Origin of the sequence: Pantoea sp. (assembly GCF_039594315.1) — a bacterium.
GTDB lineage: Bacteria > Pseudomonadota > Gammaproteobacteria > Enterobacterales > Enterobacteriaceae > Pantoea.
The window spans coordinates 1-21,383 of the sequence record NZ_JBCNNP010000061.1; the positions used below are offsets into that span (position 1 = coordinate 1).

Here is a 21,383-nt window from a genome sequence, read left to right on the forward strand (position 1 = left end):
TGAAGAAGCCCTGAACGCGAGTTCAGGGCTTTTTTACGTCTGAATTTCAGAGAAAAAATCTTCTAACTCACACCGTTTTCAACCACTGAACAATAAAATCAGCGATCTGTTCAGGCTGATTAATATCCAGAAGTGGTAAATCGATCTCCAGATATTCATCTGTGGCGATTGCTATCACATGCTCATCAAGCAAACCACCAACTCCTCCCTTAACACCTTGTCGCCAAAGCACAATTTTAGGCACCGATTCATCTTTAAAACCTTCTACCAATACTAAATCTAATTTTGAGCTGTCCATGCGCGAGGCCAACATCGGCAGGTCAAGTGGCTGGTCCTCCGTTTCACACATCAACGCCCAGCGCTGATTACTGGCAACAATTACCTGATCCGCACCCGCTTTTCGAAGCAAATAACTATCTTTGCCGGGCGTATCGATATCCATTTGATGATGCGTATGCTTAATAAGCCCTGTGCGTATCCCTCGATCTTTGAGTAAGGGAATAACTAACTGAAGTAAGGTGGTTTTTCCCGTTCCACTCCAGGCACTAATCGCCAGCAAAGGCAGGTTCATGGCAACCTTTCCTCATTGATGAGGTCATTCGGGGTATTGATATTACGAAAGGCCGATTCTGAGTCGGGAAATTCCACCGCATGGCCGCCATGTTCACGCAGAAACTGCATCAAACGCCGTTCGCCACGTAATAACCAGGCTTCAAGATCATCAGCCAACTCGCAATTGACCAATGCTAATGCAGGATGATCGCGCATTGAGGACTTCACCCAAACGGCTGGCGCATTGCCACGTTGCTGCCATAAACGGGCAACAAAATCGATGGGCAGCCACGGCGTATCGCAAGCGCAGAATGCCACCCAATCTGTTTCACTGTGGCGCAAACCACTCAACATACCCGCTAACGGCCCGGGATAACCTGGCATCGAATCTGTAACAACCTGACAACCACTAGCCTGATAACGATCAATGTTACGGTTAGCGCTTATCAACACAATATTGACCTGCGGACGGAATCGCCGCAAAACGTGCTGATAAAGTGGCTCGCCCTGCAACATAAGCAACCCTTTATCCTGCCCTCCCATACGGCTACCTTGCCCGCCAGCGAGGATCACGCCGGTAAATGCAGTCATCTTCGTCTCCTTGCTTCATTCTGGACGATACTTACAAAATGGCAGCGAACCACCTGTATAAAGGAATCGATAATGAAATATCACCGACTCAACGAACTGCTCGAACTCCTGCAACCCGCATGGCAGAAGGAATCTGATCTCAACTTGCTGGCATTTTTACAAAAACTGGCGCAGGAATCTGGTTTCAGTGGCCCATTAAGTGAATTAACCGATGATGTATTGATTTACCATCTCAAAATGCGTGATTCAGATAGCCAGGCTGCGATTCCTGGTTTGAAAAAGGATTATGAAGTGGACTTCAAAACCGCGCTATTACGTGCACGCGGTGTGATCAAGGATGATGAGTAATGTTATCCTTGCGCATTAATCGCAAAGGTAACACACAGGCAAAATGATGAGCGAAGCCGCCTTTAATTTCCAGACGCTAAATCCCGACGTCATTCTTGACGCACTTTGGGATGCGGGTTTGCGTGTCGAATCAGGCTTAACTGCCCTCAATAGCTATGAAAATCGTGTCTACCAATTCAGCGATGATGATAAACGCCGCTATGTGGCGAAGTTTTATCGTCCGCAGCGCTGGAGTGCGCAGCAAATTCTCGAGGAGCACCAGTTCACTCAGGATTTGTTGGCCGATGAAGTGCCGGTCGCCGCACCGCTTATCTTGCAAGGCAGTACACTGAATCATCATGCCGGATTCATGTTCGCAGTTTTCCCCAGCTTGGGAGGACGGCAATATGAAACCGACAATGAAGAGCAGATGGAATGGGTTGGACGCTTTTTAGGGCGTATTCATCAAACCGGTCGGCAACAGTCGTTCCAGCAGCGTCCAACGTTTGGGTTGGAAGAGTATATCGTTCAGCCTCGACAAGAGCTTGAGCACAGCACATTAGTGCCCGCTTCACTCAAGGATGCCTTGCTTGCCGCGGTTGATAAGTTGAGCGATACGCTGCAACAGCGCTGGCACACCCGCTGGCAGCCGCTTAGGTTGCACGGTGATTGCCATCCTGGCAATATTCTGTGGCGTGAAGGCCCGATGTTTGTCGATCTTGATGATGCTCGCACCGGTCCAGCGGTGCAGGATTTATGGATGTTGATCAACGGTGATCGACAAGAGCAGTTGATTCAATGGGATATTTTGCTGGAAGCCTATAATGAATTCGGTGATTTTGATTTACATGAATTGTCACTGATTGAGCCTTTACGCGCTATGCGCATGGTTTATTATTTGGCCTGGGTGGTTCGCCGCTGGCAGGATCCCGCTTTTCCGCGCGCCTTCCCCTGGATGACAGATGAGGATTTTTGGCGTCGGCAGATTGCATTATTTATCGAGCAGGAAAGGCTGTTACACGAACCGCCGTTGCAGCTTAGCCCGCAATATTAATGAAGTACTCAGGAGATAGTTTCACGATGAAAAAGATCATGTTTGCGCTGGTAGGTTTAATGCTGGCATTTGGCGCCTCAGCGGCACAGTTCAACGACGGCAAGCAGTTCGTTACTTTGCCAAAGCCAGTGGCGGGTGAACCGCAAGTGTTGGAGTTCTTCTCCTTCTTCTGCCCGCACTGCTACCAGTTCGAACGCGTTTACCACGTTAGCGATGCCGTGAAAAAGAACCTGCCGGCAGACACTAAAGTGACTAAGTATCACGTTGATTTCCTTGGCGGCGATTTTGGTCCAGTGGTAACTCATGCATGGGCGGTAGCAATGGCGCTGGGCGTGGAAAGTAAGGTTACTGCACCTATCTTTGATGGCATTCAGAAAACCCAGACCGTTACCGATGCAGCAAGCCTGAAAGACACCTTTATCAAAGCGGCAGGCATCTCTTCTGCAGATTATGATGCAGCGTGGAATAGCTTCGCAGTTAAAGCGTTGGTTGCACAGCAGCAGAAAGCAGCATCAGACGTTAATCTGCAAGGTGTACCTGCGATCTTTGTTAACGGTAAATACATGGTTAATAACGGTGGCTTAGATACCAGCTCAATGGACAATTTCGTTGCCGATTACGCCAACGTGGTGAAGTTCCTGGTCGAAAAGAAGTAATTTAGCCAAAAATAACGCCGGCGATGTCGGCGTTATTTTCATTTATCCTCTTGCGAAATTGATGTCTTTATTAACCCTTCACTTAATATCCACATGGACGATCATCTTTTCATTAAGATAGATTCGGTCACAGTAAGAATCCAACTAACTGATTTATATAATTTTATAACTTAAACTTAATGGCAATTAACGTAAATAACAATACGTTATGAATTTTACGCACAAACTTATCCACAATCTGATCCTTGCGATCCGTGCCGTATAACGACGAAAAAGCTCCCGACTTCTCCGCTCGCATTCAACATTCTCCTCGGGTTGTGGCATCCTTATAGCCCTCATTATCGCAACGAAGAAAATACGAACCTATGGCGCAAATTGCAGAAAATCCCCTGATTCTGGTCGACGGCTCTTCATATCTGTACCGTGCATATCATGCCTTTCCGCCGCTAACGAACAGTGCAGGCGAGCCAACTGGTGCCATGTACGGTGTGCTCAACATGCTGAAAAGCTTGTTGATGCAGTATCAACCCAGCCATGTAGCCGTAGTCTTCGATGCGAAAGGTAAAACCTTCCGCGATGAATTGTTTGAACACTATAAATCGCATCGCCCACCCATGCCGGATGATCTCAGAGCGCAGATAGAACCGCTGCATGAAATGGTTAAAGCGATGGGGTTACCGTTATTAGCGGTGTCCGGCGTTGAGGCGGATGATGTTATTGGTACGCTGGCGCAAGAAGCTGAAAAACTGGGTCGTCCGGTGCTCATTAGTACGGGTGATAAAGATATGGCGCAATTAGTGACGCCAGCCATTACGTTGATTAACACCATGACCAACACCGTGCTTGGCCCGGAAGAAGTTGAGCAAAAATACGGTGTGCCACCGTCGCTGATTATCGATTTCCTCGCCATGATGGGCGACAGCTCAGACAACATTCCAGGCGTACCGGGCGTGGGTGAAAAAACCGCGCAGGCGCTGCTGCAAGGCTTAGGCGGGATGCAGTCGATCTACGATAACCTTGATAAAGTGGCAGATCTTTCCTTCCGTGGCGCAAAAACCATGGCAGCGAAGCTGGAGCAAAACCGCGAAGTCGCCTTCCTCTCTTATCAACTGGCGACCATCAAAACCGATGTTGAGTTGGATCTGAGTTGCGATCAGCTCGCCGTTAACGAACCGGATGTTGCCGCGCTACAAACGTTGTTTAGTCGCTATGAATTCAAACGCTGGATTGCGGATCTGCAAGATGGCTCCTGGCTGCAAGGCAAGAAGAGCAATACGCAGGCACAGAAATCCCAACTGAACGAACCCGCTGCGCCAGTCGCAGAAACGACCAGCACGCTTTCTGCCGATGGCTACGTCACCATTCTTGATGAAGCAACATTCGCCGAGTGGCTGAAGAAGCTGAAAAACGCCGATTTGTTTGCTTTCGATCTTGAAACCGATTCGCTCGATACGTTGAGTGCCAACATCATCGGTATCGCCTTGGCCGTTGCGCCGGGTGAAGCGGCTTATCTACCGGTTGGCCATGATTATCTGGATGCGCCGGAGCAGCTGGATCGTAGTGAAGTACTGAAACAGCTAAAGCCATTGCTGGAAGACAGCAAAGCAGCGAAAGTGGGCCAGAACCTCAAATACGATCGCGGCGTGCTAAAGAACTACGATATTGAACTGAATGGCATCAAATTCGATACCATGCTGGAATCCTACTGCCTGAATAGTGTTGGCGGTAAACATGATATGGATAGCCTGGCCGCGCGCTGGCTGAACCATAAAACGGTGACTTTCGAAGAGATCGCCGGCAAAGGTAAAAATCAGCTCACTTTTAATCAGATTGCTATTGAGCAAGCGGGACATTATGCCGCTGAAGATGCGGACGTCACGCTGCAACTGCATCTGAAAATGTGGGCTAAGCTGGAGCCGGAAGCGGGTCCGAAAAAGGTATTTGAAGAGATTGAAATGCCGCTGTTGAAAGTGATCTCACGCATTGAACGTAACGGCGTGTTGATCGATCAAAACATCCTGGCAAAACATTCACAGGAACTCACCACGCGCGTGGCAGAGCTAGAGCTGAAAGCCCACGAACTGGCAGGCGAACCGTTTAACCTCTCTTCACCGAAACAGCTGCAAACCATTCTATTTGAAAAACAGGGCATTAAGCCGACGAAGAAAACACCGGGCGGCGCACCATCAACCAGCGAAGAAGTGCTGGCTGAACTGGCGCTGGATTATCCGCTGCCGAAAGTGATTCTGGAACATCGCGGTTTATCGAAGTTGAAATCAACCTATACCGACAAGCTGCCGCAGATGATCAATCCTATCACCGGCCGCGTCCACACGTCGTATCACCAGGCGGTTACGGCAACCGGACGACTTTCGTCGACTGATCCTAACTTGCAGAACATCCCGGTGCGCAACGATGAAGGTCGTCGTATTCGTCAGGCATTTATTGCCGGTCCGGGCAACACCATCGTAGCGGCTGACTATTCACAGATTGAACTGCGCATCATGGCGCATTTGTCGCAAGACAAAGGCCTGCTGGATGCCTTTGCACAGGGTGAAGACATTCACCGCGCCACAGCGTCAGAAGTGTTCGGCGTCGCGCTCAGCAAGGTTTCTGGCGAGCAGCGTCGCAGTGCGAAAGCCATCAACTTTGGTTTGATCTACGGAATGAGCGCCTTTGGCCTTTCGCGTCAGCTGAATATCGGCGCGGGGGAAGCCAAGAAGTACATGGATCTCTACTTCGAACGTTATCCTGGTGTACTGCGCTACATGGAAGAGACGCGTTCAAAGGCGGCAGAAAAGGGCTACGTTGAAACCTTGGATGGCCGTCGTTTGTGGCTGCCCGATATCACTTCCAGCAATGCCATTCGCCGTAAAGCAGCCGAACGCGCAGCAATCAACGCACCGATGCAAGGCACCGCCGCAGATATCATTAAGCGCGCGATGATCGCGGTCGATGGCTGGCTGCTTGAGCAAAAAGACGATGCAGTCAGAATGATCATGCAGGTACACGATGAATTGGTGTTTGAGATTCGCAACGATGCGGTGGAGAGCGCAATTAAAACGATCCGCCAACTGATGGAGAACAGCATGAAGCTGGATGTACCGTTGCAGGTTGAGGTTGGCACCGGTGATAACTGGGATCAGGCACACTGATTTCACTTAGTCGGCGGTCGAGGTGGCCGCTGACAGCATCATAAGAAAAAAGTTTACTTAATCGGTTCAGCAACTTCGGAAAGCGGTCTATTAAATGCGCGTTTTGTAACTGCTTATCGGCTAAGCATTTTTTTGGTAATTAAACTACATCGCGCAGTTGAAAGTGTGATGGAGTTAGTAAAAAAGATGGGAAATCCTGAAACTTAACAACAAAAAACCCTTTGTAGGGCGCAGAAAATCAGGTAGAGTTTATCGCGTAGGGTACAGAGGTAAGATGTTCTATCTTTCAGACCTTTTACTTCACGTAATCGGATTTGGCTGAATATTTAGCCGCCCCAGTCATTTATGACTGGGGCGTTTTTTATTGGGCTTTTTCTGTAATCCCGCTAAACGTTATTCCGCGATTTCTTCGCCATCGCCTTCTTTCGCCGGTTCCAATTCGTTGAACCAGCTATCCAGTTTTTTCCGCACCACATCAACGCCCATCTTTTTCAATGACGAGAACATTTCCACCTGTACATCACCCATGAATGACTGCGCCGCTTCGCGCACCATGGTCAGTTGAGCTTTACGTGCGCCGGACGCTAACTTGTCAGCTTTGGTCAGTAGCACCAGCACTGGGATTTGGCTCTGCACCGCCCATTCAATCATGTTCTGGTCGAGATCTTTCAGCGGATGGCGAATATCCATCAGCACCACCAGGCCTTTCAGCGCCTGACGTTTCTGCAAATATTCCGCCAGAGATTTTTGCCACTTACGCTTCATCTCTTCCGGAACCTGCGCGTAGCCATAACCGGGTAAATCGACCAGGCATTTACCTTCAACCACTTCAAACAGGTTAATCAGCTGCGTACGACCAGGCGTTTTACTGGTACGAGCCAGGCTTTTTTGATTGGTAATGGTGTTCAGCGCGCTGGATTTGCCTGCATTTGAGCGCCCGGCAAAAGCAACTTCAATGCCTACATCTGCCGGTAAATGGCGAATGTCAGGGGCGCTGAGCATGAAATGGGTCATGTGATAGTTCAAAGCAGACAAAGTAAAACTCCAGCAATATGAATCGGGCAATTGGGCTGATTATACCTGTAATGGCGCAAAAGTGCCCGATAGCGTCTAAACGCGCCATTTTGTAAGAGATCGTAGATTGTTAGTGCCAGATATTACCGCTTCATTGAATCTTAATATGAAAACTAAGTATTAAAATTCAACTAATTATGTTTATTGTAGAAAATGCCATTCAAAAATAGAGACAAGTCTCACTTGTTCATTTTACCGGTTAGTCTACATTTGTTGGCAGTGCACGGCAGCACCCATCAGGATGATGTGCTCAGGAGTGTCGGGGATGACCAAGAGCATGGCGGGAAGCGATTCAGGCACGAATCGGACAAGGACAGGGATAATCGCAGGAGCGATAGGGCGATGGAGCAACCGGGACGTTGTGAGCCGTAAAGGATTTATTCAGTGTTTCCTTCGTATGAAGGTGCGATAAAAGGCGATAGCATAGGCTATCGCCTTTTTTCTTTGCTCACTTTCTGCTAGATTTCGCCGCAATTCTATACTGAACTCACTAAGCATCGCCGAGACCGGACACCATGAAGCAACCTGCATCAGCCCCGCGTGGCAAACCTGCTGCGAAAGCCAAACGCAAATCGCGTGAAGACCTTAATCAGGAAGCGCGCGACCGTAAACGCGAGAAAAAGCACAGCGGACATAAATCGGGCAGCCGCGCTAACCCGGAAACGCAATCCGCAGGCAAAGGCCAAGGCAAAAAAGCTCAGGATCCGCGCTTGGGCAGCAAAGCACCGGTCGCATTAATCGCTGATGGTAAAACCAAGCCAGCGAAGAAGCCGGAAGCTAAGCCAAAACCTAAAGCCGAGAAAATACGTCTGACGCCTGAGGAAGAACTGGCGAAGCTGGAAAATGACGAGCGTTTAGATACGTTGCTTGATCGTCTGGAAAACGGCGAGACCTTGAGCGCTGAAGATCAGGCCTGGCTGGATCAGACTTTAGATCGCATTGACGAGCTGATGGAAAAGCTCGGCATCGCGTTGGATGATGAAGTTGAAGATGAGCAGGCCGAAGAAGATATGATGCGCCTGCTTAAAGGTAATTAAGGCCAATTTTGATCGGCGTGCGTTTTCACGCATGCCGTGCTGAACAGGTATTCACCTATGTTTTGGCTTGGATCAATTTTCGCGCTGCTGCTGACATGTTATCTGCTCTGGTTATTGTTTAAACTACGCCGCCTGTCGCGTCTGAAGTCGCGTTTACGTCGGCGTTCAGCTCATCGCTTCGTCCACTCTTCTGCCACGCGACCCTCTCTCAGACGACGTCACCGTAAGGAGTGAGCATGTCATCGCCGCAGATTGATTGGGACCAGCGCCTCATCGAAAAATACAATTACGCCGGTCCGCGTTATACCTCTTATCCCACTGCGCTGGAGTTCAGCGAGCAGTTTGTTGAAGATAATTTCCAGCAAGCCGTTAAGCGATACCCCGATCGTCCGCTGTCGCTGTATGTGCATATCCCGTTTTGCCATCGCCTGTGCTATTTCTGCGGTTGCAATAAAATCGTTACGCGCCAATTGCATAAAGCCGATCAATACCTGGATGCCTTGGAAAAGGAAATCCGCCAGCGCGCGCCGTTGTTTGCCGATCGCAGCGTCACGCAATTGCATTGGGGTGGCGGCACACCGACTTTCCTTAATCAGCAGCAGGTAAGCCGGCTGGTGGCGATTTTGCGCGATCATTTCACCCTTGCTGATGACATTGAAATGTCGATCGAAGTTGATCCACGCGAAATCGAACTGGAGATGATCGATCATCTGCGCGCCGAAGGTTTCAACCGCTTAAGTATGGGCGTGCAGGATTTCAACAAAGCGGTGCAAGAGCGTGTCAATCGCGTGCAGGATGAGGAAACTATCTTTGCTCTGGTGCAGCGTGCGCGTGATCAAGGCTTTGGATCGGTCAGTCTCGACCTGATTTATGGTCTGCCGCTGCAAACGCCGGAGAGCTTCGCCTTCACCTTACAGCGCGTGATTGCACTCAATCCCGATCGCCTTAGCGTCTTCAACTATGCGCACATGCCAACGTTGTTTGCCGCACAGCGCAAAATCAAAGATGACGAATTGCCAGGCGCGGCGCAGAAACTGCAAATCCTGCAACAAACCATCGCCACGTTAACTGGTGAAGGTTATCAGTTCATCGGCATGGATCACTTTGCACGCCCGGACGATGAACTGGCAGTCGCGCAGCGCGCCGGCGAATTGCATCGTAATTTCCAGGGTTACACCACGCAAGGCGACAGCGATCTGCTGGGATTAGGCGTGTCGGCTATTAGCATGTTGGGCGACAGCTACGCGCAAAATCACAAAGAGCTGAAAGATTATTACGCGCACGTTGAGCAACGCGGCAATGCGTTATGGCGCGGCCTGTCGCTCAATGACGATGACTGCCTGCGTCGCGATGTGATTAAGTCGCTGATCTGCAATTTCGCGCTGGATTTCGCCATAGTCGAAGCACAATGGCCGATTAACTTTGAAAGCTATTTTGCCGAGGATTTAGCGTTGCTCGCTCCGCTGGTGGCGGATGGATTGGTGGAACAGCGTGGGCGCAGCTTGCACGTAACCGGCGTCGGGCGTTTGCTGATTCGTAACATCTGCATGTGCTTTGATGTCTACATGCGGCAAAAGATGCGCATGCAGCAATTTTCGCGGGTGATATAAGTAAAAAGGGAGCTTTCGCTCCCTTTTGTTTTATTCCATTCCCAGCTCTTTCAGCTTGCGCGTCAGGGTATTACGTCCCCAGCCGAGCAAACGTGCCGCTTCCTGTTTGTGCCCTTGCGTATGGCGCAGCGCGGTGGTGAGCAAAGTGCGCTCCATCTCCGGCTGAGCTTCAGACAGCAAGTTTTGATGACCGGAACGCAACGCGCGATCGGCCCATTGTGCCAGCAGCGTGGCCCAACTGTCTGGCAACGACTGCACTGGACTATCTGGCGTGCTGGACTCAAACAGTTCTGGCGGCAGATCCTGAATCAACACTTCCTGGCCCGCCGCCATCACGGTTAACCAGCGGCAGGTGTTTTCCAACTGGCGCACGTTACCGGACCAATGCAGACGCGTCAGTGCGGTTTCGGTTTCAGGATGCAGGATCTTGGCTTCAACACCCAATTCACGCGCGGCCACTTGCAGGAAGTAACGCGCCAAACGTGGGATATCTTCACGACGTTCACGCAACGGCGGCAGATGAACGCGAATCACGTTGAGACGGTGGAACAAGTCCTCACGGAATTTGCCTTCCTGCACCCGTAACTCGAGATTCTGGTGCGTTGCCGCGATGATACGCACATCGACTTTCACTGGCGCATAGCCGCCGACGCGATAGAACTGGCCATCGGCCAATACGCGTAACAAACGGGTTTGCACGTCGAGTGGCATATCACCAATTTCATCAAGGAACAGCGTGCCGCCGTCGGCCTGCTCAAAACGTCCCTGACGAATCTGGTTTGCCCCAGTGAACGCGCCTTTCTCGTGACCAAAAAGTTCCGATTCAATCAGGTCTTTGGGAATGGCGGCCATATTCAGCGCGATGAAGGGAGATTTCGCGCGTGGACTGTGACGATGCAGCGCATGCGCCACTAACTCTTTACCCGTGCCAGATTCACCGTTGATCAGCACGCTAATGGAGGAGCGTGAAAGGCGACCAATGATGCGGAACACATCCTGCATCGCCGGCGCTTCGCCAATGATGTCGGTGGTTGGGCCGCTAACCGGCTGATTGCGCGGCTGCTGCTGTTCCTGATAATGGCTGATTGCACGCTCTACCAGCGCCACCGCTTCATCAATATCAAACGGTTTTGGCAGGTAATCGAACGCGCCTTGCTGATAAGCGCTGACTGCCGCATCCAGATCGGAGTGCGCCGTCATGATGATCACCGGCAGCATCGGATGGCGCTGTTTAATCTGCTTTAGTAGCGCAAGTCCATCCATGCCAGGCATACGAATGTCTGACAATAATACGTCTGGGGTTTTGCTTGCGAGCGCATCCAATACCTCGTTAGCGCTGTCAAAGGTTGCACAGCTCAAACCGGCTCCAGTGAGCGCCCGTTCAAGCACCCAGCGGATGGAGCTATCGTCATCGACGATCCAGACTATCCCTCGTTGCATAGAAACCTCACTGGCGAATAGGCAGGTAAACCGAGAATTCGGTGTGACCTGGCCAACTGTTAAATTCTATTTTTCCCGAATGCTGATCGATCAGGCTGCGGGCAATGGAGAGACCTAAACCGGTGCCACCTTCGCGTCCGCTCACCATCGGATAGAACAGCGTATCTTGTAGCTGGGCCGGAATCCCTGGGCCATCATCTTCAATATCAATGCGAGCAACTAAACGATATCGCGTGCCGTGCAGCGTGAGCTGGAAGGCGGTACGCGTACGAATAACGATGGTGCCGCCTTCGTCACCCAATGCTTGCAGCGCATTACGCACCACATTTAACAGCACTTGTTCAATTTGGTCGGGATCGTGTGGCAGTTCCGGCAGGCTCGGATCGTAATCTCGCACCAGCGAAACATTATCTGGCAATTCCATCGACACCAGATTCACCACGCGCTCGGCAACCTGATGAATACTTTGCGTCACATGCAAACCCGGTTGCTGCGGGCCTAACAGGCGATCAACCAGATTACGTAAGCGGTCGGCCTGCTCAATGATGATGCGCGTATATTCATGCAAAGAGGGATCGGGTAACGCGCGAGTAAGCAGTTGCGCGGCGCCACGTAATCCTCCCAGCGGGTTTTTAATTTCATGTGCCAGACCGCGCACTAAATCGCGTGCTGCCACTTGCTGAGCATGCTGAATTTGTTCCTGGCTAAGACGACGTTGATTATCCATCGGCGCCATTTCCAGCAGAATAAAACCATCCGGTAAACGCTGTGCCGTCAGCGACATAATATGCGCGCGACCATCCACCACTAACGTGACTTCGCTATCGGTAAAGCCCTGGCCAGCCCCGAGACTCTCGCTCATCACCTCAATATTCAGCGAAAAATAGCCGGTTAATTCCGGTAATGGCGTGCCGAACAATTTACGTGAGCTTTGCGCCAGTAATTGCTGCGCCGCCGGATTGGCGTAATGGATAACTAAATCGTTATCGACCAGCAAAATACTGTTGATAAGGGAGTTGAGAATCTGCCCCGCGTCGGGCAGCGTGCCAGTTGCCATACAGCGTTCCTCTGCACTAATTTAGTGCATTATAGCCTGTCAGGACGGAAATCTGTGCTTCAAACCATGAATGCGCGGAGAAAAAAGCCCATCCGGAGATGGGCTAAAGTTTCCACGGCAATATAAAAATCTTTCAGGTTATTCACGCTGCGAAAATACAGCGTGAATATGAGCTGAAATTTTTAAATTAAACGCTGTAGTACAGTTCGAACTCAACTGGGTGCGGAGTCATACGCACGCGGTCAACTTCTGGCTTACGCAGTTCGATGTACGCGTCGATAGCGTCATCAGTGAACACGCCGCCACGGGTCAGGAACTCGCGGTCTTCGTTCAGTGCGTTCAATGCTTCTTCCAGAGAACCTGCAACTTTTGGAATCTCAGCTTCTTCTTCCGGAGGCAGGTCATACAGGTTTTTGTCCATCGCATCGCCAGGGTGGATCTTGTTGATAACACCATCAAGACCAGCCATCAGCAACGCGGTGAATGCCAGGTATGGGTTAGCCGCTGGATCTGGGAAGCGCGCTTCGATACGACGTGCTTTCGGGCTAGCAACCACTGGGATACGGATAGAAGCCGAACGGTTACGCGCAGAGTAAGCCAGCATAACAGGTGCTTCGTAGCCTGGGACCAGACGCTTGTATGAGTTAGTGGTTGGGTTCGCTAGGGCGTTGATCGCTTTAGCGTGCTTGATGATACCGCCGATGTAGAACAGAGCAGTTTCAGACAGGCCGCCGTACTTGTCGCCAGAGAACAGGTTCACGCCGCCTTTTGACAGGGACATGTGGCAGTGCATACCAGAACCGTTATCGCCAAACATTGGCTTAGGCATGAAGGTTGCAGTTTTGCCGTACGCGTGAGCAACGTTGTGCACCACGTATTTGTAGATCTGAATTTCGTCAGCTTTTTTGGTCATGGTGTTGAAGCGGGTTGCCACTTCGTTCTGACCAGCAGTGGCGACTTCATGGTGATGCGCTTCAACCACCAGGCCCATTTGCTCCATGGTCAGACACATGGCTGAACGGATGTCCTGCGCTGAGTCAACCGGTGGCACTGGGAAGTAACCGCCTTTCAGACCTGGACGGTGACCTTTGTTGCCGCCTTCGTACTCTTTACCGGTGTTCCATGCTGCTTCGATATCGTCGATAGCAACGTGTGAACCTGAAGTAGAAGAACCGAAACGGATGTCATCGAACAGGAAGAACTCTGGCTCTGGTCCAAACAGCACGGTATCCGCGATGCCGGAAGAACGCAGGAACTCTTCTGCACGTTTAGCAATAGAACGTGGGTCACGATCGTAGCCCTGCAAAGTGCCTGGCTCAAGGATGTCGCAACGGATGATCAGGGTCGAGTCTTCGAAGAACGGATCCATCACCGCAGTGGTTGCATCTGGCATCAGCACCATGTCTGATTCGTTAATGCCTTTCCAGCCACCAATTGATGAGCCGTCAAACATTTTGCCTTCTTCGAAGAAGTCAGCGTTAACCTGGTGAGCAGGGATAGTAACGTGCTGTTCTTTACCTTTGGTATCGGTAAAACGCAGGTCAACAAACTTAACTTCGTGCTCGTTCATCATCGAGAGAACGTGTTCAGCAGACATACTCAACTCTCCTGGAAATGGTCATTATCGTCATGGTGAGAGAACTTCGTTGCCGGGAATGCGCCATATTGACTGGCCACCCCTAACCAAAGATCTCGGCAAGCTCTTTCAACCGTTTTATAACTGTCGTTTTCGCTTAATATAGATAAAGCGAATTCTGTGCCAACTTTATGACAACGGTGAAAATGGCGCTACAATGCGCCCTTTCGTGAGTCGAAGGCTGCACCAGGATGGATTGCATGCATCATATCGGTGCACCTTAGGTGAAATTAAGCACCACTTTGGTGCAAATTGCCATCGCAGTGCAGATTAATGCACCGATAACGGTGCTAAAAACCAGCGCTACGAGAAACTTTCGGCGAAATCTGTGATCATGTTCAGTCTTCCGCTTAATCCGTGTACAATACCGCGTTATTTCTATAATGCCTGAGGCAAAGCTGTGATCGAAAATTTGCGTAACATCGCCATCATCGCGCACGTTGACCATGGTAAGACCACCCTGGTTGATAAGCTGCTACAACAGTCCGGTACTTTTGATGCTCGTACCGAAGCGACTGAGCGCGTAATGGACTCCAACGATTTGGAGAAAGAGCGTGGGATTACCATCCTCGCAAAAAACACCGCCATCAAATGGAACGACTATCGCATCAACATCGTTGATACCCCAGGACACGCCGACTTCGGTGGTGAAGTGGAACGCGTTATGTCCATGGTTGATTCGGTGCTGCTGGTTGTAGATGCGATGGATGGCCCTATGCCGCAAACCCGCTTCGTAACCAAGAAAGCTTTTGCTCATGGTTTGAAGCCGATTGTGGTTATCAACAAAGTTGACCGTCCGGGCGCGCGTCCTGATTGGGTTGTTGATCAGGTATTCGACCTGTTCGTTAACCTGGATGCGACTGACGAGCAGCTGGACTTCCCGATCATCTTCGCTTCGGCGTTGAATGGTATCGCGGGTCTGGAACACACCGACATGGCTGACGACATGACCCCGCTGTATCAGGCGATCGTCGACCACGTTTCTCCACCTCAGGTTGAAGTTGAAGCACCACTGCAGATGCAGATCTCGCAGCTGGACTACAACAACTACCTGGGTGTAATCGGCATCGGCCGCATCAAGCGCGGTACCGTTAAGCCGAACCAGCAAGTCACTATCATTGATAGCGAAGGCAAAACCCGTAACGGTAAAGTCGGTAAAGTACTGGGCCACCTTGGTCTGGAACGTATCGAAAGCACCCTGGCGGAAGCGGGCGATATCATCGCTATCACCGGCCTGGGCGAACTGAACATCTCTGACACCATCTGCGACACGCAGAATGTGGAAGCGCTGCCAGCCCTGAGCGTCGATGAACCAACCGTAACAATGTTCTTCAACGTCAACACCTCACCGTTCTGCGGTAAAGAAGGTAAGTTCGTGACGTCGCGCCAGATTCTGGAGCGTTTGAACAAAGAACTGGTACACAACGTTGCGCTGCGCGTTGAAGAAACTGAAGATTCAGATGCGTTCCGTGTTTCTGGTCGTGGTGAGCTGCACTTGTCAGTTCTGATCGAAAACATGCGTCGTGAAGGTTTCGAGCTGGCGGTATCCCGTCCGAAAGTTATCTTCCGTGAGTTCGAAGGCCGTAAGCAAGAGCCATTCGAAAACGTTACCCTCGACATCGAAGAAACCCATCAGGGTTCTGTGATGCAAGCGATGGGTGAGCGTAAAGGCGATCTGAAAAATATGGATCCAGATGGCAAAGGCCGTGTACGTCTCGACTACATGATCCCAAGCCGTGGTCTGATCGGCTTCCGTAACGAATTCATGACCATGACTTCAGGTACGGGTCTGCTGTACTCCACCTTCAGCCACTACGACGACGTTCGTCCGGGCGAAGTGGGCCAGCGTCAGAACGGCGTACTGATCTCAAACGGCCAGGGTAAAGCGGTAGCGTTCGCCCTGTTCGGTCTGCAAGATCGCGGTAAGCTGTTCCTGGGGCACGGTGCAGAAGTTTATGAAGGCCAGATCATCGGTATTCATAGCCGTTCTAACGACCTGACTGTTAACTGCTTGACCGGTAAGAAACTGACCAACATGCGTGCGTCAGGTACTGATGAAGCCACCACTCTGGTTCCACCGCAGAAAATGACGTTGGAACAGGCTATCGAGTTCATCGATGATGACGAACTGGTAGAAGTGACTCCGCTGTCAGTACGTATTCGTAAACGTCACCTGACCGAGAACGATCGTAAGCGTTCTTCTCGTGGCAGCAAAGACTAAGCGAAACAGTCTGATATTGAGCCCCGCATTGCGGGGCTTTTTTATGCCTGCAACCCGCTGCAACGCTCGCTTAGTGAACTTTGCCCTCGCTTCCAGATCGCCGATTTCCGCGCCGCTCACCCTGTTCAGCTATACTTTTTGTCGCTAGAGTGAATGATCCAGGGAACGTAAAGGAGAGGCGTCATGCTGTACATTTTTGATTTAGGCAATGTGATTGTTGATATCGATTTTAATCGTGTGCTCGGCGTCTGGAGTGATTTAGGGCGCGTGCCGCTGGCAACGCTGCAAAGTCGTTTCCGCATGGATGAGGCGTTCGAAAAACATGAACGTGGTGAAATTAGCGATCCCGAATTCGCTGCGCGCATTTGCGACCAACTCGACATCGCGCTGAGCTACCCGCAATTCACCGCAGGCTGGCAGGCGGTCTTTGTTGGCGTGCGTCCTGAAACGCTGGCGATCATGAACCAGCTTCGCGCCAAGGGCGAGCGAGTGGTCATTCTCTCAAACACCAACCAACTGCACTTTGAATTCTGGCCAACGCAATATCCTGAAGTCCAGCAGGCGGCCGATCATGTTTATATGTCGCAGGACATCGGCATGCGTAAACCGGAAGCGCGCATCTATAACTATGTGTTGGAGCACGAAGGTTATCAGGCTGAACAAGCGGTGTTCTTCGATGATAATCAGGCCAACATTGATGCGGCGCAGGCGCTTGGTATTGAGAGCGTGCTGGTGATCGATGATAAAACCGTGCCGGATTGGTTTGCGGGTCGTCTCTGAGTGCTGAAATATCGACATCTGCGCCACTCGGCGCATGCGTTCTTTCTGTGGATTAAACTGCTGTGGCGACGCATTGACGAAGACAACATGACGACGCAGGCCGGTAACCTGGCCTACGTCTCGTTGTTGGCGTTGGTGCCGCTGATTGCCGTGGTATTCGCGCTGTTTGCCGCTTTTCCAATGTTCTCGGAAATTAGCGTGCAGTTAAAAACATTCATCTTTACCAACTTCATTCCGGCCACTGGCGATGTGATTCAGCGTTATCTCGATCAGTTTGTCGCTAACGTCAATAAGATGACGGCGGTGGGCACGGTGGGATTGATCGTCACCGCGCTGCTGTTAATGCATTCGGTGGATAGCGCGCTTAACGCCATCTGGCGCAGCGACAAGCCGCGACCGATGGTTTATTCGTTTGCGGTTTACTGGATGATCTTAACGCTGGGTCCGCTGTTAGCCGGGGCCAGTTTAGCTATCAGCTCCTATTTATTGTCGCTGCGCTGGGTCAATGTCACCGGCGTCACCAGCCTGGTCGATCAGCTGCTGCGTATCTTCCCGCTGTTTCTCTCCATCCTCGCTTTCTGGTTGCTTTACAGCATCGTGCCGACGCGGCGCGTGCCCGGACGCGATGCTTTGATTGGTGCCGTGGTGGCGGGTTTGCTGTTCGAGCTGGGGAAAAAAGGCTTTGCGCTGTATGTTACGATGTTCCCTTCGTATCAGTTAATTTACGGCGTTCTGGCGGTAATCCCGATTCTCTTCCTCTGGGTTTACTGGACGTGGTGTATTGTGTTGTTAGGCGCGGAAATCACCGTCACGCTGGATGACTATCGCCAGTTAAAACAGCAGGAACGCGAAAAAGAAAAAGAGGAAACATGATTGCTTTGATTCAGCGCGTCAGTCGCGCCAGTGTTAGCGTTGATGACGCGACAGTGGGCGAAATTGGCGCCGGTTTACTGGTGTTATTGGGTGTAGAAAAGGGCGACGATGAGCAAAAGGCGCAGCGCCTTACCGAACGCGTTTTGGGCTATCGCATCTTCGCCGATGAGAATGACAAAATGAACCTGAATGTTCAGCAGGCTGGCGGCAGCGTGCTGGTGGTATCGCAGTTCACCCTCGCCGCGGATACCAACAAAGGGATGCGTCCTTCTTTTTCTGGCGGCGCAGAACCGGCGGAAGCCGAGCGTCTCTATGATTATTTCAGCGATTGCTGCCGTACACAGGGCGTGACCACCGCAAACGGGCGCTTCGCCGCCAATATGCAGGTTTCGTTGGTTAACGATGGTCCGGTGACCTTCTGGTTACAGGTGTGAGATTTTCAGCCGAGCGGCAAGGATTTAGCCACGCAAGCTCCGAAAGAGAGAATCACTTTATGTATCATCTTCGCGTACCGCAAACGGCGGAAGAGCTGGATATGTATTACCAGTTCCGTTGGGAAATGTTACGAAAGCCGCTGCGTCAGCCGCAAGGTTCAGAACGCGATGCCTGGGATGCTTTAGCGCACCATCAAATGGTGGTGGATGAGCAAGGCAAACCGGTGGCGGTGGGCCGCTTATACATCAATGCCGAAAATGAGGCGGCGATTCGCTTCCTCGCCGTGCATCCTTCGGTGCAGGGCAAAGGTCTGGGCACGCTGGTGGCGATGACGCTGGAGTCGGTCGCACGTCAGGAAGGCGCGAAGCGCGTGACCTGTAGCGCACGTGAAGACGCAGTTGAATTCTTCGCCAAGCTCGGTTACATCAATCAAGGTGAGATCACTGCGCCGCAAACCACGCCGGTGCGTCACTTCCTGATGATCAAACCGGTGGTAACGCTCGATGATATTCTGCATCGCGCCGATTGGTGCGGACAGTTGCAGCAAGCCTGGTATGAACACATCCCGCTCAGTGAAAAAATGGGCGTGCGCATTCTGCAATATACCGGGCAGAAGTTCGTCACCACCATGCCGGAAGCCGGCAACCAGAATCCTCACCACACCTTATTTGCCGGCAGCTTGTTCTCACTTGCCACGTTAACCGGTTGGGGATTGATTTGGCTGCTGCTGCGTGAGCGCCATCTCGGTGGCACCATCATTTTGGCCGATGCGCATATTCGTTACAGCAAACCGATCAGTGGTCGTCCGGGGGCGATAGCCGATCTCGGTTCACTCAGCGGCGATCTCGATCGTCTGGCGCGCGGTCGTAAGGCTCGCGTACAGATGGAAGTTGAGTTATTTGGTGACGATGAGTTGGGCGCGGTTTTTGAAGGTGTGTATATCGTGTTACCCGCCGACTCCGACGGTTCGCTCGAAGAGGGCGGTTCCGGCGCGCGCATTAACTAGTTTTTCATTCATGCGGGGGCTGAGCTAGCCACCCGCACATTTCGTAGCGGCGCAATTTATTGCGCATCTTCCAGCAGCAGCATCATTGCTTCAAAGACGCGCGATAAATCGCGCCGCTACGATTCTCTGCGATTTTATTGAATCTGCCCACCACGCATCGTTTGTTGCATCGATCCCGCATCCGTCGTCACTGATAACGAACCATCTACGCTCGGACGCAACGGCGTGCTGGCGCTCAGCGAACCCTTCAGTTGCAACTGCAAATTGCTGTTACCGCTTAACGCCGCTGGCCAGCCCCAGTTTTGCAGCACGTTGGCCGGCACTGCTTGTCCTTTCAGATTCAACGTCAGCGGACGCTGCCCATCCTGGCCAACCGTTGCGCTACCTTCCAGTAAGCCGCTGCCGCTAAAGGCGCTGAGCTCGGTGACCTGAATCTGTTGATCATTGGCATTCAGCGCAATTGAGGGATGACGCAAGTCGGTGCGATTAAAGGTGGCTTCGGCGGCGTTAAAGCTGGCTTTGCCGGACCAAACTCCCCATTGATGCTGGCGCGCCAGCACCAGGTTATCTGCGCTGCCATCCAGTGACGTCATCTGGAACGGGAAGTCGGGATTGATATCAATGATCAAGTTCCGGTTGGCGGTGGCGCGGGTGATCAGCACGCTATCCAGCCAGCTTGGCAACGTCTGCTGCCAGCGATCGCGCCAGTTAAGCGGCAGAGTATATTCAAGACCCGCAATCGCCAACTCATCCAGCGTCAAACGTTTGTCGCTGCGCGTCCAATTGCCGCTGGCACGAATCACGCCATTAACCCAACGGGAACTGAATTGCGTTAGCGCGATACCTTGTGCAGACAGGTCAGCATTCACAATCGGATCGTTGAGTTCAAAGCCGCCGTTGATAAAGTTTCCGGCATTCATCGACAATGAACCGCCATCGCTTTGCCAATCATCGCCGCGCCAGGTGACATTTTTCAGGGTTAAATCGAGATCGGTCACCGCCCAATCCGGCCCTTGCAGGCGCGCATCGGTCATATCCAGACGATTGATGCTCACCGAAGGCACATCGCGCAGCGGATTAAGGAAATCACTCAACGTTTGATGGGTTTGCAGGCGGATATCATTGAGGCGCAGCTGATCAATCTTCCAGTTACCCTGCGCATCACGCTCGGCGTTACCGGTCATTGAACCACGCGCCAAATCAGCACCGATATTGTTAAACACCAGGCTGCGCTGTTTTATGCTGCCTTGCAGCAGCACGTTGTTGCCTGGCACCCCATCCAGCGTCAAGGTTCCGGCACTTAGTTGAAATTGCGCATCGCTGCCCAACGCATCGTTCGCCAGCGGTTTCCACGGTAGCAGGCCACCGTTCACGCGTTGAGCCGAAACCGGCAGCGAACTGTGCGGGCTTTCAATACGCATATTGTTCAATTGCAGACGATTAGCCTGCACCGGCAAAGTGGTATTGGGTGTTTGATTGGCGAGATTAATTTCACCGTCGCGCACTTCAATGCTGTTGAAATGCAGCGGATCGCTGAACTGAACCAATGCCAGACCGAGATCGACGCGTTTCGCCACCAATACCGCAGGCTGACCATCGTGACCAAAACTAAAATCATCGAGAATGATGTGCGAAGGGGATGAGAAATCGTGTTCAATCTTGCTGATGGAGAGATGCCAGTCCGTTTTATCGCTGACCCAGCGACTAAACCAACCCGCGCCCCATTGTGTTTGCAGCAACACATACAGCACAACCAGCGCCAGCAGAATTAGCAGCAGTAAGGTAAGGAAAAACTTGCCTAAAAATTTCATCGCACTCATCCATCCCGATATTTATCCGGTGAGTGGTTGTTATGCCTGAATTACCGTTACAGCTCAAC

The 21,383-nt window shown here is 51.5% G+C and carries 18 protein-coding genes; 11 read left to right on the plus strand and 7 right to left on the minus strand.

Translation table 11 applies throughout. The annotated features are described in order from the left end of the window. Positions 1-67 precede the first annotated feature (67 nt). Positions 68-571, minus strand: coding sequence for a molybdopterin-guanine dinucleotide biosynthesis protein MobB (mobB, locus tag ABDW13_RS20760; RefSeq protein ID WP_343554434.1), 504 nt, complete (start codon positions 569-571; stop codon positions 68-70). Next, positions 568-1,143: a molybdenum cofactor guanylyltransferase MobA gene (gene mobA, locus ABDW13_RS20765; RefSeq protein ID WP_343554435.1), complete on the minus strand. Its 576-nt coding sequence runs from the start codon at positions 1,141-1,143 to the stop codon at positions 568-570. The genes mobB and mobA overlap by 4 nt, the downstream gene beginning before the upstream one ends. 72 nt (positions 1,144-1,215) lie before the next feature. On the opposite strand from mobA, the gene ABDW13_RS20770 reads away from it, so the two are divergent. From ABDW13_RS20770 to polA, 4 genes are all read left to right on the plus strand, one after another. Continuing rightward, on the plus strand, positions 1,216-1,491 hold the full coding sequence (locus ABDW13_RS20770; RefSeq protein WP_343554436.1) for a YihD family protein: 276 nt from the start codon (positions 1,216-1,218) through the stop codon (positions 1,489-1,491). Between the two features lie 46 nt (positions 1,492-1,537). Then, positions 1,538-2,524 carry a serine/threonine protein kinase gene (locus tag ABDW13_RS20775; RefSeq protein WP_343554437.1) on the plus strand — a complete coding sequence of 329 codons (987 nt, stop codon included), beginning with the start codon at positions 1,538-1,540 and terminating at the stop codon, positions 2,522-2,524. Positions 2,525-2,550: 26 nt separating this feature from the next. Continuing rightward, positions 2,551-3,180, plus strand: a complete 630-nt coding sequence (dsbA, locus tag ABDW13_RS20780; protein WP_343554438.1) for a thiol:disulfide interchange protein DsbA — start codon at positions 2,551-2,553, stop codon at positions 3,178-3,180. Between the two features lie 365 nt (positions 3,181-3,545). Then, a complete protein-coding gene (polA, locus tag ABDW13_RS20785) occupies positions 3,546-6,335 on the plus strand; it encodes a DNA polymerase I (protein WP_343554439.1) in 2,790 nt (929 codons plus the stop codon). Positions 6,336-6,728: 393 nt separating this feature from the next. Here the strand turns inward: polA and yihA are convergent, their stop codons facing one another. Then, complete coding sequence (gene yihA / locus ABDW13_RS20790; RefSeq protein ID WP_343554440.1) at positions 6,729-7,370, minus strand: ribosome biogenesis GTP-binding protein YihA/YsxC; 642 nt, start codon at positions 7,368-7,370, stop codon at positions 6,729-6,731. Between the two features lie 554 nt (positions 7,371-7,924). On the opposite strand from yihA, the gene yihI reads away from it, so the two are divergent. Both yihI and hemN read left to right on the plus strand, forming a co-directional pair. Next, positions 7,925-8,446, plus strand: coding sequence for a Der GTPase-activating protein YihI (gene yihI, locus ABDW13_RS20795; protein ID WP_343554441.1), 522 nt, complete (start codon positions 7,925-7,927; stop codon positions 8,444-8,446). Between the two features lie 236 nt (positions 8,447-8,682). Continuing rightward, on the plus strand, positions 8,683-10,056 hold the full coding sequence (gene hemN / locus ABDW13_RS20800) for an oxygen-independent coproporphyrinogen III oxidase (protein ID WP_343554442.1): 1,374 nt from the start codon (positions 8,683-8,685) through the stop codon (positions 10,054-10,056). A 30-nt stretch (positions 10,057-10,086) separates the two neighbouring features. Here hemN and glnG read toward each other — a convergent pair whose 3' ends face one another. The 3 genes from glnG to glnA form a co-directional block, all read right to left on the minus strand. Further along, on the minus strand, positions 10,087-11,496 hold the full coding sequence (gene glnG, locus ABDW13_RS20805; RefSeq protein WP_343554443.1) for a nitrogen regulation protein NR(I): 1,410 nt from the start codon (positions 11,494-11,496) through the stop codon (positions 10,087-10,089). Positions 11,497-11,503: 7 nt separating this feature from the next. Next, entirely contained in the window at positions 11,504-12,553 is a 1,050-nt protein-coding gene (gene glnL, locus ABDW13_RS20810) for a nitrogen regulation protein NR(II) (RefSeq protein ID WP_008109798.1), read from the minus strand. Between the two features lie 187 nt (positions 12,554-12,740). After that, positions 12,741-14,150, minus strand: coding sequence for a glutamate--ammonia ligase (gene glnA, locus ABDW13_RS20815; protein ID WP_007885243.1), 1,410 nt, complete (start codon positions 14,148-14,150; stop codon positions 12,741-12,743). Between the two features lie 439 nt (positions 14,151-14,589). On the opposite strand from glnA, the gene typA reads away from it, so the two are divergent. The 5 genes from typA (at position 14,590) to fabY (ending at position 19,504) form a co-directional block, all read left to right on the plus strand. Further along, entirely contained in the window at positions 14,590-16,410 is a 1,821-nt protein-coding gene (typA, locus tag ABDW13_RS20820) for a ribosome-dependent GTPase TypA (protein ID WP_343554444.1), read from the plus strand. A 183-nt stretch (positions 16,411-16,593) separates the two neighbouring features. Next, the gene (gene yihX, locus ABDW13_RS20825; RefSeq protein ID WP_343554445.1) at positions 16,594-17,190 is read left to right on the plus strand and encodes a glucose-1-phosphatase; all 597 of its coding nucleotides are present in this window, start codon (positions 16,594-16,596) and stop codon (positions 17,188-17,190) included. 3 nt (positions 17,191-17,193) lie between these two features. Then, positions 17,194-18,063 carry a virulence factor BrkB family protein gene (locus ABDW13_RS20830; RefSeq protein WP_343554449.1) on the plus strand — a complete coding sequence of 290 codons (870 nt, stop codon included), beginning with the start codon at positions 17,194-17,196 and terminating at the stop codon, positions 18,061-18,063. Continuing rightward, positions 18,060-18,497: a D-aminoacyl-tRNA deacylase gene (gene dtd, locus ABDW13_RS20835; protein WP_343554446.1), complete on the plus strand. Its 438-nt coding sequence runs from the start codon at positions 18,060-18,062 to the stop codon at positions 18,495-18,497. Before ABDW13_RS20830 ends, dtd begins: the two co-directional genes overlap by 4 nt. Positions 18,498-18,556: 59 nt before the next feature. Then, the gene (fabY, locus tag ABDW13_RS20840; protein WP_343554447.1) at positions 18,557-19,504 is read left to right on the plus strand and encodes a fatty acid biosynthesis protein FabY; all 948 of its coding nucleotides are present in this window, start codon (positions 18,557-18,559) and stop codon (positions 19,502-19,504) included. A 134-nt stretch (positions 19,505-19,638) separates the two neighbouring features. On the opposite strand, the gene ABDW13_RS20845 is transcribed toward fabY, so the two are convergent. Next, a complete protein-coding gene (locus tag ABDW13_RS20845; protein ID WP_343554448.1) occupies positions 19,639-21,315 on the minus strand; it encodes an AsmA family protein in 1,677 nt (558 codons plus the stop codon). Between the last annotated feature and the right edge of the window lie 68 nt (positions 21,316-21,383).